Source organism: Blautia caccae (assembly GCF_040095955.1).
GTDB classification, from domain to species: domain Bacteria; phylum Bacillota; class Clostridia; order Lachnospirales; family Lachnospiraceae; genus Blautia; species Blautia celeris.
This window is the reverse complement of sequence record NZ_JBBMFP010000002.1, coordinates 132,191-149,378: the sequence shown is the minus strand read 5'-3', so window position 1 is coordinate 149,378 and position 17,188 is coordinate 132,191. Positions and strand designations below refer to the sequence as shown.

Annotated in this window: 14 protein-coding genes; 1 reads left to right on the top strand and 13 read right to left on the bottom strand. The window is 50.1% G+C overall.

Annotated features, from left to right (window positions below; genetic code table 11):
- Positions 1-2: 2 nt before the first annotated feature.
- Genes rpoZ through WMO65_RS02505 form a run of 4 tightly spaced genes read right to left on the bottom strand, consistent with a single transcriptional unit; the run spans position 3 to position 2,056 of the window.
- Entirely contained in the window at positions 3-263 is a 261-nt protein-coding gene (gene rpoZ / locus WMO65_RS02520) for a DNA-directed RNA polymerase subunit omega (protein WP_033140324.1), read from the bottom strand.
- A gap of 3 nt (positions 264-266) precedes the next feature.
- On the bottom strand, positions 267-899 hold the full coding sequence (gene gmk / locus WMO65_RS02515) for a guanylate kinase (RefSeq protein ID WP_033140325.1): 633 nt from the start codon (positions 897-899) through the stop codon (positions 267-269).
- Positions 892-1,164, bottom strand: a complete 273-nt coding sequence (locus WMO65_RS02510) for a DUF370 domain-containing protein (RefSeq protein ID WP_033140326.1) — start codon at positions 1,162-1,164, stop codon at positions 892-894. Before WMO65_RS02510 ends, gmk begins: the two co-directional genes overlap by 8 nt.
- A gap of 13 nt (positions 1,165-1,177) precedes the next feature.
- The gene (locus tag WMO65_RS02505; protein ID WP_033140578.1) at positions 1,178-2,056 is read right to left on the bottom strand and encodes a YicC/YloC family endoribonuclease; all 879 of its coding nucleotides are present in this window, start codon (positions 2,054-2,056) and stop codon (positions 1,178-1,180) included.
- A 207-nt stretch (positions 2,057-2,263) separates the two neighbouring features.
- Here WMO65_RS02505 and WMO65_RS02500 point away from each other — a divergent pair, with 207 nt between their 5' ends.
- Entirely contained in the window at positions 2,264-4,012 is a 1,749-nt protein-coding gene (locus WMO65_RS02500; protein WP_148391470.1) for an Rqc2 family fibronectin-binding protein, read from the top strand.
- Positions 4,013-4,069: 57 nt separating this feature from the next.
- On the opposite strand, the gene WMO65_RS02495 is transcribed toward WMO65_RS02500, so the two are convergent.
- From WMO65_RS02495 to WMO65_RS02455, 9 genes are all read right to left on the bottom strand, one after another.
- Positions 4,070-5,692, bottom strand: a complete 1,623-nt coding sequence (locus WMO65_RS02495; protein ID WP_148391471.1) for an amidohydrolase — start codon at positions 5,690-5,692, stop codon at positions 4,070-4,072.
- A 16-nt stretch (positions 5,693-5,708) separates the two neighbouring features.
- Positions 5,709-7,403 carry a molecular chaperone HscC gene (locus WMO65_RS02490; RefSeq protein WP_033140329.1) on the bottom strand — a complete coding sequence of 565 codons (1,695 nt, stop codon included), beginning with the start codon at positions 7,401-7,403 and terminating at the stop codon, positions 5,709-5,711.
- A gap of 21 nt (positions 7,404-7,424) precedes the next feature.
- Positions 7,425-10,721, bottom strand: coding sequence for a J domain-containing protein (locus WMO65_RS02485; RefSeq protein ID WP_148391472.1), 3,297 nt, complete (start codon positions 10,719-10,721; stop codon positions 7,425-7,427).
- 19 nt (positions 10,722-10,740) lie between these two features.
- The gene (locus tag WMO65_RS02480; RefSeq protein ID WP_148391473.1) at positions 10,741-12,453 is read right to left on the bottom strand and encodes a GGDEF domain-containing protein; all 1,713 of its coding nucleotides are present in this window, start codon (positions 12,451-12,453) and stop codon (positions 10,741-10,743) included.
- A 156-nt stretch (positions 12,454-12,609) separates the two neighbouring features.
- The gene (locus tag WMO65_RS02475) at positions 12,610-13,062 is read right to left on the bottom strand and encodes a chemotaxis protein CheW (protein ID WP_148391474.1); all 453 of its coding nucleotides are present in this window, start codon (positions 13,060-13,062) and stop codon (positions 12,610-12,612) included.
- Positions 13,049-15,100, bottom strand: coding sequence for a chemotaxis protein CheA (locus WMO65_RS02470; protein ID WP_033140333.1), 2,052 nt, complete (start codon positions 15,098-15,100; stop codon positions 13,049-13,051). Before WMO65_RS02470 ends, WMO65_RS02475 begins: the two co-directional genes overlap by 14 nt.
- Positions 15,101-15,113: 13 nt before the next feature.
- Positions 15,114-16,055, bottom strand: coding sequence for a GGDEF domain-containing response regulator (locus WMO65_RS02465; protein ID WP_103730953.1), 942 nt, complete (start codon positions 16,053-16,055; stop codon positions 15,114-15,116).
- A 26-nt stretch (positions 16,056-16,081) separates the two neighbouring features.
- Positions 16,082-16,558: a chemotaxis protein CheD gene (locus WMO65_RS02460; protein ID WP_054351218.1), complete on the bottom strand. Its 477-nt coding sequence runs from the start codon at positions 16,556-16,558 to the stop codon at positions 16,082-16,084.
- A gap of 1 nt (position 16,559) precedes the next feature.
- Positions 16,560-17,174 carry a chemotaxis protein CheC gene (locus tag WMO65_RS02455; RefSeq protein WP_033140336.1) on the bottom strand — a complete coding sequence of 205 codons (615 nt, stop codon included), beginning with the start codon at positions 17,172-17,174 and terminating at the stop codon, positions 16,560-16,562.
- Positions 17,175-17,188: the final 14 nt, after the last annotated feature.

Sequence of the window (17,188 nt, the reverse complement as noted above, 5' to 3'; positions counted from 1 at the left end):
ATTTAGTTCTCTGTTGTCTCCTCTTCCTCCTGGAAATCATCCGGCAGGATTTTTACCTTGCCCTGATAAATCTCTTCCACTGCTGTGGACAGAGGTTTTTTGCCTGATGAGTGAACCATGGCCTCACGGCCTGCAATAAGCTGTCTGGCTCTCTTGCTGGTAGCCAGTACAACAGAGTAACGGCTGGTGACTAACGGTTCGTCCTCGATATTGCCCTCCTCGTTGATTGCGTCCATTAATTCTGTGTAAGACGGATGTATCATATCTCATTCTCCTTTCGCAAATACTGCTACTTCACTGGTTATTTTTTCTATAAAAGGCGCACTGTTTTTCACAGTGTTGTGCTGGCTTTGAATAATGCTGTGCATCCTGTCAACGCATTCTTCCAGATCGTCATTGATGAGCACATAATCATAGAGCGGCATTCCCTTGGCTTCCTCGGATGCCCTGCGAAGCCTGGATTCTATGACCTCAGGTGTTTCGGTCCCCCTGTCTGTCAGCCGCCGCTTCAGCTCCATCGCAGAAGGCGGTGTGACAAACATCAGCAGGGTATCCGGCATCTTTTCTTTCACCTTGAGTGCTCCCTGTATCTCAATTTCCAGGATCACATCCCTGCCTGCGGCAAGCTGCTTTTCCACGTATGCCTTTGGTGTACCGTAATAGTTTTCCACATACTGGGCATATTCAATCAATGCATCCTGGGAAATCAGCTCCTCAAACTCTTCTTTTGAATGGAAGAAATATTCTCTTCCATGCTCCTCGCCCTCCCGCGGTGCCCTGGTGGTCGCGGAAATAGAAAGGGAGTACGTATCATACTTCTCCAGAAGCCGTTTCATAAGCGTCCCTTTACCCGCGCCGGAAAATCCGGAGACCACGGTTAAAATTCCTCTGTTATCCATCCTGTTCCCCTTTTAGATCATTTTCGTAAAACGTGCCGAAACGTTTTGCAATGGTTTCCGGCTGCAGGGCTGAGAGGATCAGCATCTCACTGTTGGTGATAATCACTGCCTTTGTCTTGCGGCCCTGCGTGGCGTCAATGGATTTGCCGGACTCTTTTGCTGACTGCACCATGCGCTTGATGGGCGCCGCGTCCGGGCTTACAACTGCCACCACTTTGTCTGTGTTCACTACATTGCCGAAACCGATATTGATTAATTTAGACATATTCCTCCTGCCTTTATTCAATATTCTGAATCTGTTCCCGGATCTTCTCTATCTCTGTTTTTAAGTCAATGGCAAGATTGGAAGTCTCCAGGTCATTGGCCTTGGATAAAATGGTATTTGCCTCACGGTTCATCTCCTGGGCAATAAAGTCAAGCTTCCTGCCGATGCCATCCTCCTGCTCCAGTACATCCTTCATATGGGAGATATGGCTCTTTAAGCGAACGGTTTCCTCGTCCGTGCAGATCTTATCCGCAAAGAGGATCACTTCCGCCGCAATGCGGCTCTCCTCTATCTGGGTATCCTGCAGAAGTTCTGCCACCTTATTCTCCAGCTTTTCTCTGTATTCACGGAGAATCTCAGGAGAACGCGCCTCCACCTGCTCTACCTTGCTGTACATGCCGTCCAGCTTTTCCAGAATGTCATTCTTCAGATGTCCGCCCTCTTTGATCCTGGTATCCACAAACCGGCGGGCAGCCTCCCGCAGAACTTCCTCCAGGGAACTCCACAGTTCTTTTTCATCCACCGTCTGTTCTTCCATGGTGAACACCTCCGGGCAGCTTAGAAGCCTGGACGTTCTTATGTCATTTTCCAGATGAAATTCTTCACTCATCTGCTGTAAGTATTCTAAATATTGTCCTGCAATTTCCCTGTTGTATTTTACGGAAACACGGGACTGGGTGTAGTCCTCATAGGCGATGAAGAGGTCCACCTTGCCGCGCTGGAGATATTCTTTCAATACGGCACGTATGGAAGCCTCGAAACTGCTCAGCTTCTTGGGCATGCGTATATTGATATCCAGATAGCGGTGATTTACGGATTTCATTTCAACCGTAACTTTTCTTTCTTCGTCAATCACCTCGGCTCTTCCAAAGCCTGTCATGCTCTTGATCATGTCATTCTCTTTTCTGCTGTTCTTATTTGCACATAGCATAAATCTGTTACTGTCCGCAAAGCTGTATATGGCTGCTTTTTGGATAGTGACATAAACATACATGGTTATTATAAAGCAATCACAATTTCCAGTCAAATCTTTTTTTCATTTGCTTTGTGTTTCCATTTCGTATATAATCGTGATAGCGGAATCGGAAGGAGAATTTATATGGCTTTTGACGGAATTACCATTGCAAATATAGTAAAAGAATTAAATGAAACGATTGTGGGCGGCAAAATAAACAAGATTGCCCAGCCCGAGGCGGATGAGCTTATTCTCACCATAAAAAATAACAGGACACAGTACCGGCTGCTCATATCAGCCAGCGCCTCCCTGCCTCTGATCTATTTTACGGACAAGAACAAAGTAAGCCCTCTCACAGCGCCGAATTTCTGTATGCTGCTGCGCAAGCATGTGGGAAGCGGCAAGATCACGGCAGTGACCCAGCCGGGGCTGGAGCGTGTCATTGAGATCCGAATAGAACATTTAAATGAACTTGGAGATCTGTGCTTTAAAACCCTGGTGGTGGAGATCATGGGCAAGCACAGCAATATTATTTTCCTCAATGAGGAGCGCATGATCCTGGACAGCATCAAGCATGTATCCCTGAATATGAGCTCTGTCAGGGAGGTTCTTCCGGGAAGAGATTATTTTATTCCGCAGACTCAGGACAAGAAGAATCCCCTTGCTGTCACAGAGGAAGAATTTTATGCGGCGGTGTACGGAAAGCCTACCAATATAGCCAAGGCCATCTATACCTCTCTTACAGGGTTAAGCCCCGCAGCCGCGGAGGAGATCTGCGCCAGAGCAGGCGTACACGGAAGTGCCCCTGCAGACGGGCTTTCCGGGCAGGAGAAGGAACGGGTCTTCCAGGCGTTTTCACGCTTTATGGAGGATGTAAAAGAGGGGCGCTTTACTCCCAATATTGTGTACAGCCCCTCCGGGGAACCGGTGGAATTCGGAGCTGTTCCCCTCACCCAGTATACGGATTATACAGTCAGGGAATACGATTCCATCTCCCAGGTCCTGGAGCAGTATTATGCCCAGAAAAATATCATTACCCGTATGCGTCAGAAATCCGCGGACCTGCGGAAAATAGTCCAGACCGCCCTGGACCGCAACTGGAAAAAATTCGACCTGCAGACAAAGCAGATGCAGGACACGAAAAAAATGGACAAATACAAAGTCTATGGGGAGCTGATCAACACATACGGCTATAACCTGGAGGAGGGCTGTAAATCCTTCCGGGCACTGAATTATTATACCAATGAGGAGATTACCATTCCCCTTGACCCCACCATGACCCCTCAGGAAAACTCCAAGAAATACTTTGACAGGTACAATAAGCTGAAACGTACCGCACAGGCTCTGGAGGAACAGTTAGCGGACACAGAAAGTGAGATCCGCCACCTGGAATCCATTCAGGCTGCCCTGGACATTGCCCAGCAGGAAAGCGACCTGTCCCAGATCAAGGAGGAACTGACGGAATACGGGTATATCAAGAAGCACTATACCGGCGGCAAAAAGAAAATGCAGGCCAAATCAAAACCCCTGCATTATATATCCAGCGACGGCTATCACATTTATGTGGGAAAAAATAATTACCAGAACGAAGAACTCACCTTTAAATTCGCCACAGGAGGTGACTGGTGGTTCCATGCCAAGAAAATGGCAGGCTCCCATGTGGTGGTAAAGTCCAACAATGAAGAGCTGCCTGACCGTACCTTTGAGGAGGCAGGCCGTCTGGCCGGGTATTATTCCAGCGGACGCACTGCCCCCAAAGTGGAGATTGACTATATCCAGAAAAAACACGTGAAAAAGCCAAACGGCTCCAAGCCCGGCTTTGTGGTGTATTATACCAACTACTCCCTGATCATAGAACCGGATATTACAGGCATCCGGCTGGTGGAAGACTAAAAAGGGCTGAAGGAAGGGTCTGACGGGTAATCACAGACAGAAACAAGAGATTCCGGGTCAGAGGGTGTCCCTTCGGTAAATGACATCCCCGTCCTTTATCGTTGCCAGCACCCGGATATCCCGGATCTGCATTTTGTCCTTTTCCAGCGGATTTTCAGACAGGATCACAAAATCCGCTCTCTTGCCCGGGGCGATGCTGCCTCTCTCCCGCTCTTCAAAATACTGGTATGCCGTGTTCACGGTGACTGCTTTCAGCGCATCTGTCACAGAGATGCGCTCTTTGCTGCCCAGTACTTTTCCGTTCTTTGTGCATCGGTTTACAGCGCACCATACGGTCTCCAGCATATCCGGTTCAATGACAGGGGCGTCCTGGTGGAAAGTATAGGCAATGCCCTCTTTTTCGGCGGAAGCTGCCGGACTTATATGGGAAGCCCGCTCCATGCCCAAATTATCTGCGTGGATATCTCCCCAGTGGTACACATGTCCGGCAAAGAAGGAGGGTATCATTCCCATGGCCTTCACATTTGGTATCTGGTCAAGTCCGAGAAGCTGCGCGTGTATCATAACCGGACGAATATCCGCGGGAAGCGTCTTTCCTTCCGCGGCGGCAGCTTTCTCGAAAACACGGATATACTGTCCGCAGGCAGCGTCCCCATTGCAATGGGCCAGGATCTGCATGTGTTCCTCCAGAGCACGGTGCACAAAGGCGCAGACCTCCTCATCTGTGTGTACCGGATATCCCCGGTATCCCTCTTTTTCCGGCCCTGACGTATAGGGCATTCTAAGCCAGGCTGTTCTGCCCTGAGGCGAGCCGTCCAAAAAGATTTTATATCCCCCTATTTTAAAATGCCGGAGGAATCCCTCTCTGTGTTTCCCCATAGCTTCCAGAAATTTTCCGGCACCTTTCATGTCCAGATACCCCACCACGTCCAGCTTCAGGATTCCTGACTCCACGATTTTCTGATAGAGAGGAAGCATCTCATCCACCACCAGTCCCTCCTGGATCAGGGTGATCCCATGGGAGGCGTATCTCTTTTGTGCCTTTTCCACAGCATCCATAAATTCTTCCGGTGAGGGAAGCGGAATCTTTTTCTGAAACTCCACAAAGGCGTTCTCCTCCATATATCCTGTGGGGATATGGTCCTGCACAGCAATCTTTCCTCCTGGTATTTCCTGTACCGCCCCATTTCCATCCATGGAAATGCCGAGACGCAGAAGTGCTTCTGTGTTAAAGACACCCATATGGCCGGACTGGTGGGTGATCACCAGGGGATTGTCCGGGGCTGCCTCATCCAGAAGGTGTCTGTCAGGATGGGATCTCTCCTCCAGAAAATTGTGGTCATATCCCTTTCCTGTCAGCCATTTCCCCTTCTCCACATGCCTGACAGCGATATATTCCCGCACCCGTTCCGCAATTTCCCAGAAACTTTTGGTACCATCCAGGGAAATCTGCAGTTCCCCGTTGGCGCAGGCCATAAAATGGCTGTGAGCATCCAGAAAGGCGGGCATCATGGTCCGCCCCTCCAGATCCACCCGTTCTGTGTCCGCACCGGCACACGCCTCCACAGCCGCCTTTCTTCCCACTGCCGCTATCCTGCCGTCCTTTACAAGTACCGCCTCCGCGTACATCTGTTTTTCCATTGTCAGGATGATTCCGTTCGCATATAGTTTCTGTCCCATTTTCATACCTCCGGGTTTATAGATTATCTTCTTCTACTTCTTCCATTATCTGCGAAAAATGTTTCGCCGCTTCTTCTATTTTACCCCGGTCTCTGGTATTTAACACCATTTCAAATTTCTGCAGCTCATATTCCATCCGCCGCCGGTTCTCACCCACAGTTTCCTCATAAAGGCGCTCCCCTTTCAGAAGCAGCAGACGGTTCTCCTCCTGCTCTCTCGGATGGATCTTCAGGTAGGAGAGTTCCTTCATACGGGCTTCGATCTCGTTGTCCGTCATTTCATTTTCACGGCCCTTAATGATCCGGCGCTGCTTCTGTCCGCTGGATGTGACGCATACCTCCACCTCCAAAATCGAGTTGATGTCATAGGTGTAGGTCACATCCACACTCTCCTCCCCGGCCTTGTTCTTCGGCACCTCAATATCCAGTTCTCCTAAAAGGAGATTGTTTTCCGCATATCGGCTCTCTCCCTGCAGAACACAGATACGGACACGTTCCTGATCATCGTGCATGGTATAAAAACGCTCCGTACGGCTGGCCGGGATCACTGTATTCCGCTCTATGATCGGACAGAAATGCCCCTCATCTATCCTGCCGTCCTCCAGCCGCACAGACACCTCTGTTCCAAGCGTAAAGGCACACACATCGGTTAAAATCACTTCCCGGACTGCCTCCTGCCGTTCCTTCATGGCTCCCTGGATGGCAGCTCCCAGAGCCACCGCCTCGTCAGGATTCATGGCTGTATCAGGGAATTTTTTGAACATGCGGATAATAAAATCCCTCACAACAGGAAGTCTGGTGGCCCCGCCTACCAGCACGATCTCATCAATATCCGACAGCTTTACATGGGCATCTGACAGGCTTCTCTGTACCGGCTTCCTGATCTTTGCAAGAAGCGGTTCGCACATCTTTTCGTATTCCTTCAGGGTAATCGCAAGAGGCCTTTCCTCCCCGTCTATTCTGCAGTTCATGGTTCCTGACGCTGCCCGGCTGTAGGACAGCTTACAGGCCTCTGCCTGCTTGCGGATCTGTCCCAGGGTCTTCTGTGTCAGCGCTGTAAGCTTCAGCCCCATCTTATCCATATAATGCTGCACCAGCAGCTCTGTGAAATCCTCACCGCCCAGATAGTTGTCTCCTGCCACTGCCCGGACCTCCAAAATATTCTCGAACAGCTCCAGGATGGATACGTCAAAGGTTCCGCCGCCAAGATCGAATACCAGAAATTTTGTGTTTTTCTGTTTCTCGTACAGTCCGTAGGCAATGGCTGCGGCTGTTGGCTCGCTGATGATCCGTTCTACTTTCAGACCTGCCAGCTCCCCGGCTCTCTTCGTGGCCTTCCGGCGTTTGTCATCAAAATACGCGGGTACACTGATGACCGCCTCCTCCACGGTTTCCTGAAGGAACGCCTCCGCGTCCTCCTTCAGGGAACGCAGAACAAAGGAAGACAGATCCTGGGCCGTAAAGTCTCTTGCTCCCAGCCGGTACTTCCTGTCACTTCCCATATCGCGCTTAAAGACAGAGGCAGTCATCTGCGGATATAAAAAACCACGTTCCTTTGCTGTCTCTCCCACAAATACCTGGTCATTTTCATCCACACTCACCACGGAAGGCGTTAAATGCCTGCCCAGACGGTTGGGGATAATTCTCGGCCCGTCTTCCGTAAAATATGCTGCCAGACTGTTTGTTGTACCCAAATCTATTCCAATTATCAATTCTTCTGTTCCTTTCTGTCACTACATCCTTCTGCACCCGTAATCTGCCTGTATGTTGAGAAAACCGCTTTCTTTGAGTCTTGCGTAGTAGTCAAAGGCCTGCTGCCTCTCCCCCGTAAATTCACAGATCAGGGCCATGAGATGAAGGGCTTCCGCACACATTCCTCCCTGCTGCCCGCAGCAGACATCTTCACATTTTGGGGCATCCGCCATAAGCTCTGCCTGTTTGAAAGCCTCTTCCGTCCTGCCGGTAAAGAGGCAGAGAAGCCCCAGCTCGTACAGACGCTTTCTCCGGTATTTCCATTTGATCAGGGACGCCTCCCCAAACGTTGACTGCCAGACAGCCAAAAGCGCCTCTGCTGTCTTACCCGCCTTTGCCGGCTTCTTGGTTCTCATATAAATCTCAGCCGCCAGAAAACCTGCTTGGAAATATTCCGAAGAGCCGGCTTTTGCCTCCTTCAGAACACTTTTTGCCAGCTTCAGCGCCTCCCGGTTCTTTTCCAGAAGATAGCAGGCGTTGTATGCAGCCAAAAGCTTTGCCCTGCACGAATACGCTTTCTCCTTCTGGATATCCCGAAGACAGATACGCACCTTGCCGCCCTCCCTCAGTCTGTAATAAACCTGGGCCTTTCGGTACAGCACCTCCTGTTCCCTGTCATAGGCCTGCCCGATCCAGTAAAAGGCTGCGTTTAAGTTCCCGAGCCTTATATATACCTCGATGAGGGATTCTTTCGGAGAGCGTCCATTGGGAAACTGTTTCTGGTGTTTCAGATAATATGCCTCCGCCTCAGCAAGACATCCGGTTTCCATACAGCAGTCCCCCAGATTGCCGTACACACGGACCATGTCCTCCTCTTTCAGCAGCGCTTCCGCCTTTTTCCCGGCCTCAACCGCCCTGTCATATTCCCCCATCATTCTGAGGCAGACACAGATATTGTTGTATGCATACACATTCTCAGGCTCCAGGCGCAGTGCCTCCTCAAAATCATGCACTGCCCTGCAGTAATAGGCGCAGGCCATGTGAAGCAGTCCCCGCTCCACATAGTAATATGCCTCAGGCTGCAGCTGGATCTGCCTGTCCGCATAGATAAGCGCTTTCCCGTAAAAGGCCGGGTCTTCCTTCTCCTCCAGAAGATCCCTGTAGATTTCCGCCAGCTTGCAGTTCGCCCGCCCGTTTTCCGGGTCAATCTCCAGGGCCTTTTTCAGATAGGCAGCCGCCTGCTCCATTTGTCCAAGACGATGGAAACACTCCCCGATACGGAACATGACCATATCCCCCTCGGGAAACGCCGTCTCGCAGGACATAAGTACCTCCAGTGCCTCCTGATATTTTTCCAGTTCATATAAAAAATTCCCTTTCATCCATTTAAAAAAAGGCCGGTTATCCTCTGCCAAAGCTCTGTTGATATACGCAAGCGCTGCTTTTCCGTCGCCCATATTATTCTGCAGACGGGCAGATTCCGCGTAAATCTCCGCCCGGATTTTACTATTTTCCGGATTGCCTTCCAATTGGGCAAGAAGAGAAGCTGCGTCATCCAAAACCTGTTCCGCGTCGGCTCTTGTCTCTGCCAGCCGGCTGCATGCGCGCAGGCGGAAAAGGGAGAGCTTTGGTGTGGAAATCTCTGCACTTTCTGCTTGTTTCATGATATCCAGCACATCCTCATACTGCCCTGTACTGTCAAAGACCTCTGCGGTCATCTCGTATAGGGGCGGATAAGCTGCAAATATTTTCCTGGCTTCATAAAAATCATTAATGACTCCCTGCCCGTCTTTTAAGGCCAGCAGCGCTTCCATCCGGTTCACATACCCCCAGAAATTTTCCGGTTCCAGCTCCAGAAGCCTGTCGCAGGCCTCCCGGGCCTCACGGCTTAACTTCATCCGGTTCAGAAGAAGTGCTTTCTGCAGGTAGGTATCCGCGTTCTGATCATAAAAGGCAATGGAGGTCTCCAAAAGCTTCAGCGCATGTTCATCCTGCTGCCCGGTCTGCATCCAGGCCCGGCCCATAATGTAGTAAGCCGCTGCGATCCGCTCCGGTACCCGCAGCTTCTCCTCCTCGGAAAGGGATGGCTCCTCCCTGCGGATGCTCTGTATCCAGGCATTTCCCTCCTCCTCAGACTTTTCCGGCATGCCTGCCGCAAAATAAAGCCGTTCCAGCACACTGTGGTAGCCGGTTTCATTCTTCATATCCGGCGTCACACCGGTAAGGCAGGCGATTCCCGCCTCATTCTCCTCATTTTGGAGATAACACCAGGCCAGCTCAATGTAATCCTCTGTTCCTGCTGCCTGCCGGCTGATCATTTCTTTGTACTCTGCGATCAGACGGGTGTTTATCTCTTTTAAACACTCCAGCATCTCCGGGTCCCGGGAGTTGACGCGGCTGGCACTGCTGATGCATTCCTTTGCCTTTTTGTACCGGCCTTTTCCCGCATAATATTTCCCCAGACGAAGATTGGTCACAAAGTGCTCCGGGAAACGGCTGCGTATCTTTTCATAGGCCGCAGCCGCCCGGTCCAAATCTCCGTATTCCCACTGAATTCCCCCTCCGAGAATCAGGATCCTAATCTCATCCGGGTACTTTTCCAGAAGATGGGACGCCGTCTCATAAGCCTTTTCCTTTTCCCCTTTCAGCATCATGATCCTGGCCTTCTCCATCTCAGCCAGGGGATGACAGATCTCCAGTGCCTCCATGCTCTTTAACAGCTCTTCGGCGCGCTCTGTATTTCCTTCCTCCACAGCCTCATAGAGCTGAAAATAAGTGGCTGTCCAGGTATCATAATCCCCGTCATCCCTGCCCTCAAAATATTCATAGGGAAAATGTATCTCCCCGTGTATCTGGCTTAACATATACCGGACAAATTCCGCGGGCAGATGCTCCTCAAACTCTGCCTGTTCCTCCTCGATAAGAAAATGCCGGTCCAGTATCCTCCAGATATCCGGCAGAAGCCTGAAATGTACAGCCAAAAACCCGAAGAGTTTTTCCCTGACCTCCTCCGCGTCTGCCAGGCTCTGGCACACATCTGCCCGAAGCAGTTCTTTCCAGCATTCCGGGTCCATCCTCCGGGAAAAGGAGTGATAGACTGCCTCCACCTGCTCCATCCAGAGATCTGTCTCTGTCCGTGCCTCCTGCTTCTGCGTATCCTCTTTCTCAGTGCGGGAATACTGCGCTGCCGTCTCATATGCCCGGCGCAGCCTCTTAAAGCCCTCAGGATTGTCTTCCGGGTTGTTGTCCGCCAGAAGTCTCCGGTAAGCCTGCCTGATACACGCTTCGTCCTTTGATGGCTCTGTTCCCAATATGTGAAATGCTTCTTTATAATCCATATGCTCCTCCTGCCGCCCCTCACGCTTCCTCTTCTGTCCGTTCCTGCTTCATCTGCATCTTGCAGATGTACATTTTTTTATCCGCGCAGATGAACGCCTTGTCAATCCCTTCCTCTCCGCTTTTTACATATCCGTAAGCAGCAGAAAAGGTAAATGCGTACTCTTTGTCAGCTTCCTTTACATCACTTAAAAAATGCCGGATGCGCTGCCTGAATATCTCATCCTTCTCCCCTTCCGCCAGAACACAGAACTCATCCCCGCCGATCCGATATGTGTGGAGCGGCTGTCCGAAATGCCGGTCCAAAAGCTGCGCAATGCGGATAATAGCCACATCACCTGCCTTGTGTCCATATGTATCATTGATCTCCTTCAGGCCGTTCAGATCCACAATCATCACGATCGGTCTCTTGTCTGCATCCCCTGTCCTGTATTTTTCCATCTGATTCTCAAAAGCGGTTCTGTTTGGCAGATTCGTAAGGATATCCAGGTAAGCGATCTTTTTCAGCGTCTTGTTCTCAATGATCTGCGTCTGTTCCTCTGAGGACTGTTTGACTACAGAGTATCCCAGGGAACAGACAAAGCAGATCAGTCCCGCCTGTGTAAATCCCACATTGCTCTGCATGGTCTTCTCAAAATAAAACCGGTAAATATCCACAGCTCCGAATCCTGCAAACGCAAAGCAGGCTACAAAGACCGACAGGTCTTCGATCTTCTCCCCCCTTGCCTTTTTTCGGATACAAATACCTGCCATTCCCAGTACGATCAGCAGGAAATTTATGTGATTCACAGACACCATCCTGGTGTAATCTGTCACGTCCGCAAACTGCAGAAACTGCATGACAAAATAACAGACAACACAAAACCAGTAGAGACCCCTCATAAACAGGCTCTTTAAAAAGCTGTCAAAGGTCAGAAGAAAACTGATGGTGAGAATGGGCATCAGTCCGAACAGCAGATAAAGAATGTTCATACTCATCAATATGTTCCCGGTGAAAAGCTGCCCCACGCCTGACTTCAGCAGAATCCATGTACTGGTCACAATGGCGAAGATTCCCAGATACCGGATTCTGCCCACAGTATGGGACTCCCTGAAGAAGAAGCTGCTCATGATCAAAAGCACGCCCATAATGAACAAAAACAGATCCACCAGAAGAGAGACAACCTTCTGCTTTGCCACCATGAAGACAAGGGACGTTTTTGTCCCCAGATATACAATCTCCTGGTTGCCGGAATAGGAGTCATACACACCCCTGGTCTCAATCCGCAGTTCCTTTCCTTCCCAGTCCTCCGGAAGGCGGGTATACTGCCAGGCACTGCCCACAGAGGAGTGTACCGGGGTACTCTGTCCATATCCGAAGGTATAGAGCAGTTCCCCGTCCAAATATATTTTGATCCGCTGATGAGAGGAGTGGAACATGATCATATTGCAGTAGGAGTCCTGTGCTTCCAGAATCCTTGTATAGGTGACGAGCTCCTCTGCTTCTGCGCTGCTGTCCAGGGGAAGGGCTACCTGCAAGGTCTTTCCGCCGTACTGCATGGTCCAGCCCTCCGCCAGGGCGTATACATTTTCATTGTCAAAGCCAATGGTATTGGACGCAGTCTCTTTATTCATCCAGATAAGAAGCACAATGACCATTGCCAGTATCAGATAAAGAGCAAATACCCGAAGTCTTTCTTTACTTTTTTCCTTCCGTTCTTCTGCCGGTCTTTCCGTATTCTGCCGATTCCTCATAGGCTGCTCCCTCCACTGCCGCTTGCGCAGTTTCTTTTCTTATGCCGCCCAGGCTTTTTATCATTATATCATAAGAAAAAACATAAAAAAACACCAACAGAGCCTGTTTTTTCTCTGTTGGTGCATCATAGGTTACGGTTCACACGGAGCCTCCCGTCATGGATAGAAGACCATACCCTCCAACGTCTTCTCCACATCAATGACGGAGAATAATTTTTGGTCGTACCGGTAAAGCCCTTTTTCTTTCCATCGGTCAGAAGCTGCCACACCCAGGGGGTTGGTTATCTTGTCCGCAGCGATATAGGAGATGATATACGGCTCTTTGGAAAGACGGATACCCAGAAGATATTTCTGGTGCTTTACGATCACAACAATCACCCGGCTCTCTTCTTCGCTGTCTGTCTCCGGAAGACTCTCCTCCCCTTCTATCCTTATGACAGGTATCATGGCACCTTTGTAGCTGCACACCCCGTCAAAATCCGGGGGCATGCAGGGAATCTTTGATATTTTAAAATCATAGCTGATCTCCACCACACAGGAAAAGTCCACCGCATAATTCTTCCTGCTGCCGGGAAAACAAAGAATTTCATTGATCTCATTCTCGCTCATGGACTGCCTCCTTTGTGAATTTTTCAATCAGGATTTCAATATCAAGAGCAGCACAGATCTTGCCGTTTCCCATGATACTGCATCCGCTGATGCCCGTATGTCTTCGGAAACCGGGGCCGAACAGGGCGGGAAGCTGCTTTACCACGATCCGCTTTTGTTCATACATGGAGTCAATGATGATGACTCCCTCCCGCTTGGCGCTCTTGACATATACCAGGAGGGCTGTGTCGGGATACTCTCCCTCTATCTGGTAAGCCTCTCTTAAATCCACCAGGGGGAGCATCCGGTTATCATACAGAATATACTTCCTGTCGTTCCTCAGGTGTATATAATCTCTGTTCTCCTCATAGCTCAAAAAGCGCTGCACATATCTGGAGGGAACGGAAAAACGGCATTTTCCCACCCGGAACCTGGTACACTCAATGGTGGCAAGAGACAGGGGAAGCGTGATGGTAAAGGTACTGCCTTTTCCCGCCTCACTCTGGATATACAGATGGCCTCCCGCCTCCTCCAGTATATTCTTCACCACATCAAGGCCCACACCACGTCCGGAATACTCCGTAACCTCCTCGTTGGTGGTAAAACCGGGCGTCAAAATAAGCTCCAGGATCTCCTGGGGATCATACTCCTCCTCCGGTTTTGTGATGAGATGTTTTTCTCTGGCTTTCTCCAGTATCTTTTCCAGGTCTATGCCCCTGCCGTCATCCGCGACAGAGATCATCAGCTCGCCTATGGTGTTTTCCGCATTGAAGGTAATGCTTCCTTTTGGGTTCTTGCCTGCCGCTGTCCGCTCTTTCGGATGTTCCAGGCCGTGATCCACCGCGTTTCTGATAATATGGAGCAGGGATTCCGAGACATAGTCCACTACACTTTTATCTGCTTCAATGTCTCCGCAGTTCACGATCAGTTCCGCTTCTTTTCCCTGATCCCTGCAGATATCCCTTAATATCCTCTTCAGCTTGGGAATGACCTTTGACACGGGAACCATGCGCATCTCCATGACCGTGCGCTCCATCTCCTCGATCAGACGGTTGACCTGATAGGCAGTCCCCTCCCTGACATCATCCATTCCGTGGCTTTTTAACTCTTCGTCCAGTGTCAGCATCAGGATCAAAAGCTCTCCCGACAGGTTTTGAAGCCGGTCCAGCCGGTCTGTACGGACATTGAGGAACTCAACTTCCTTTGTCTCGGCAAGGCTGTCTGCCTTCGGGGATTTTTTGATCACCTTCGGCTCCGGCTTCTTTACCTCATCCCTTAGGACTTCATAATCCTTTACAAAAAGTCCGCGTTTGACCGCTTCCAGAACTTCCTCTTTTTTGTCGCTCTCAAACCGGATGAAAACTCCGTTTTTATTGATATATTCCGCTCCCTGCTGGGACTTTTCCAGGTCCTGGGGATAACTCTCCACACTGCTGCAGAGATTTCCGATCTGCCTCACGATCATAAACGCGCGGATATTCTCCATGCGGCAGCCCTCTTCAAAACGGATCCGTATGACGACACCGCTTTTCTTTAAGAATATCTCAGGGATTCCCACCTGCACAGGCTCTGCTCTTTTCTCTGCTTTTGCCTCTGCCTCCCCCTTTGTCTGTTCCGGGACGGCAGGCAGCTCAGCCTCAGGCTTTTCCTCCTGGCTCTTCAGGTACTCCGCTATCTTATTCTCTACCTCATTAGTATCCTTTGGGGCATAACTCTCCTCCGGCATCTGCTTTAACTCGCTCTCCACAAAATCAGATACCTTGAATAAAAGATCAAACAAATCCGGTTTTATACGGCTGATCTCCCCCTTCTGTTCCCTGTAGTAGGAAAAAAGGTCTTCCAGTTTATGCGCCATGCCTGACAGGGCGTGAAGTCCCATCATGGCAGAGGAGCTTTTAATGGTGTGCATGATCCTGAAAACCGTATTGATATCCTTCTCTGAAAACGTCTTATTCTTGTCCGCCTCCAGCAAAACTCCATTTAACTGTTCCATAAGCTGGCGTGTCTCTAAAAGGTACACTTCCAGCATTTCTTCCGCATCCGCATCGAAATATCCCATATCTGATCACCGCTCACCGTATGTCCTTGTACCAGACACTGCGGTTCTTTCCGTTTCGTTTGCCGTAATAAAGTGCCTTATCCGCACAGTTGACGCTGTCCTCTATCCTGTCAGGTTCCTGGTAGGTGTGAAGTCCCAAAGTCAGCGTGCAGGAGAATTCCCCGTCCGGATGGTAGATCCGGAATGCCTCCACTTCCTTTCGGATACGCTCACTGATCTCAAAAGCCTCCTCCTCCGTGACAGCGAAAAGTACAATGAGAAACTCCTCCCCGCCCCACCGGATGACCCTGTGTTCCCTGCACTGCTCCTCTAAAATGTTGGCAATGCACACAAGTGCCGCGTCCCCGGCATCGTGGCCATATGTATCATTGATCCGCTTAAAGTCATCAATGTCCGCCATAATGAGAACTTCTGTGGCTTTCTCCGCATTGTGGTCCTTCATGTCCTCCATGAGGTTGCCGACTACATACCTTCTGTTATACAGACCGGTAAGACCGTCCCGGAAGGCCATAAAGTTCAGTTTTTCCATATTGGTGAGCAGCTCTTTATTCTGTCTGTTCAGCATATCTTTCTGCTTTTTCATTTCCAGATGAGCGTGGACCCTGGACCGCAGCTCCGCAGTGGCAAATGGCTTCTTGATATAGTCGCAGGCGCCCATGGAAAAGCCCTTCACCACATCCTCGTCTTTATCCTTTGAGGTGAGAAAAAGAACCGCTGCTTCCTCCTGCCCCACTTCCTTTAATTTTCCAATCAGTTCGTATCCCTCAATATCAGGGAGCACCACATCTAAAAGGATCAGATCCGGCTGATACTGCATCGCCATATCCACAGCCTCCTGCCCATTGTGTGCCTCGCAGAGAAAAACAGGCTCATCCTTCAGTGCTGTCTGAATTTGTTTACATACCATCAGGCTGTCATCCACAGCCAGAACGATATTCTTACCATTAAAATCCATATCTGCCTCCCATAGCTTTTATCATATCATAATATTACTGTTTTTCTTCTAACCGTTTTCACCTGGACAATGCCGTCATCCGCACAAAACTCCAAGGTTCTTCCGTAATTGGCACCTGTGTCCTCCGCCAGGATACGGATACCTGCCGCGTGCAGCGCCTGCCTGACAGCGGCGGCGTTCTTCTCCCCGATATCCCAGGCGGAGCGGCCGGTACTGAACATTTTAGCCCCGCCGGCGATCTTCGCTGTCAGCCTCCGCTTATCGGCACCGTGTCTCTGCATTTCCATAACCAGTGCAGATATCCCGCTTCCGGCAAACTTATAGGGATTACTTTTTACGGTAGCGCTGTTCTCGTCCGGCAGCACGATATGGGCCATTCCGGCTATTTTTATTCTGCTGTCGTACAGGCAGATGCCCACACAGGACCCCAGTGCATAGGTGACCAGCGTCTGCCCTCTGAAGGCGATTCTGCCCTCGGCAATACCTACTGTAATTTTATCCATTTCATAACTCCTCAAGTTTCCGAAGCAGAACATGCAGAGATTCCATTTCCGGAAGGAACAGAATACGCCCCGAAAAAGTATCGGTATCCATACAGAACAAATTGTCTATCATTAAAAGTTCATCGCTTGTTCTTAAAAAACGTGACGTGGCGGCTGTGAGTATGGCGCCGCCCATATCTATGCTTATCTGGGGAACCGATACATCTATCTCTACATTCATGAGCTGTGAAAGGGCTCTGATATAAGAGCCGCACATGATATTCCCCAGTTCCAGGAGCAGGGACTCCTCCATCTCCGTCAGGTTCATAAAGTCAGATACCGTGTCTCCCAGCACAAGGCGTATCACCTGACCGGTAAAGGTCTCATCCAGAAGGAAGAGAAACATACCGTTCACTTCCCCGAAGACCTCCACCATGATCCCGGCAAGCGGTACTTCCGCTTCCGTAATAATTTCCGTTATCTGTTGGAAAGGCAGTATACGCAGATTGGGCGTATCAATCTCCAACGGACAGTTCAGAAGCTGTGAAAGGGCACTGACCGCGTTTCCGGTTCCGATGTTTCCCAGCTCCTTTATAAAATCCTCAGACAGTTCCTCCAATTCCACTTCACAATCCATTCTGTTCCCCTTTA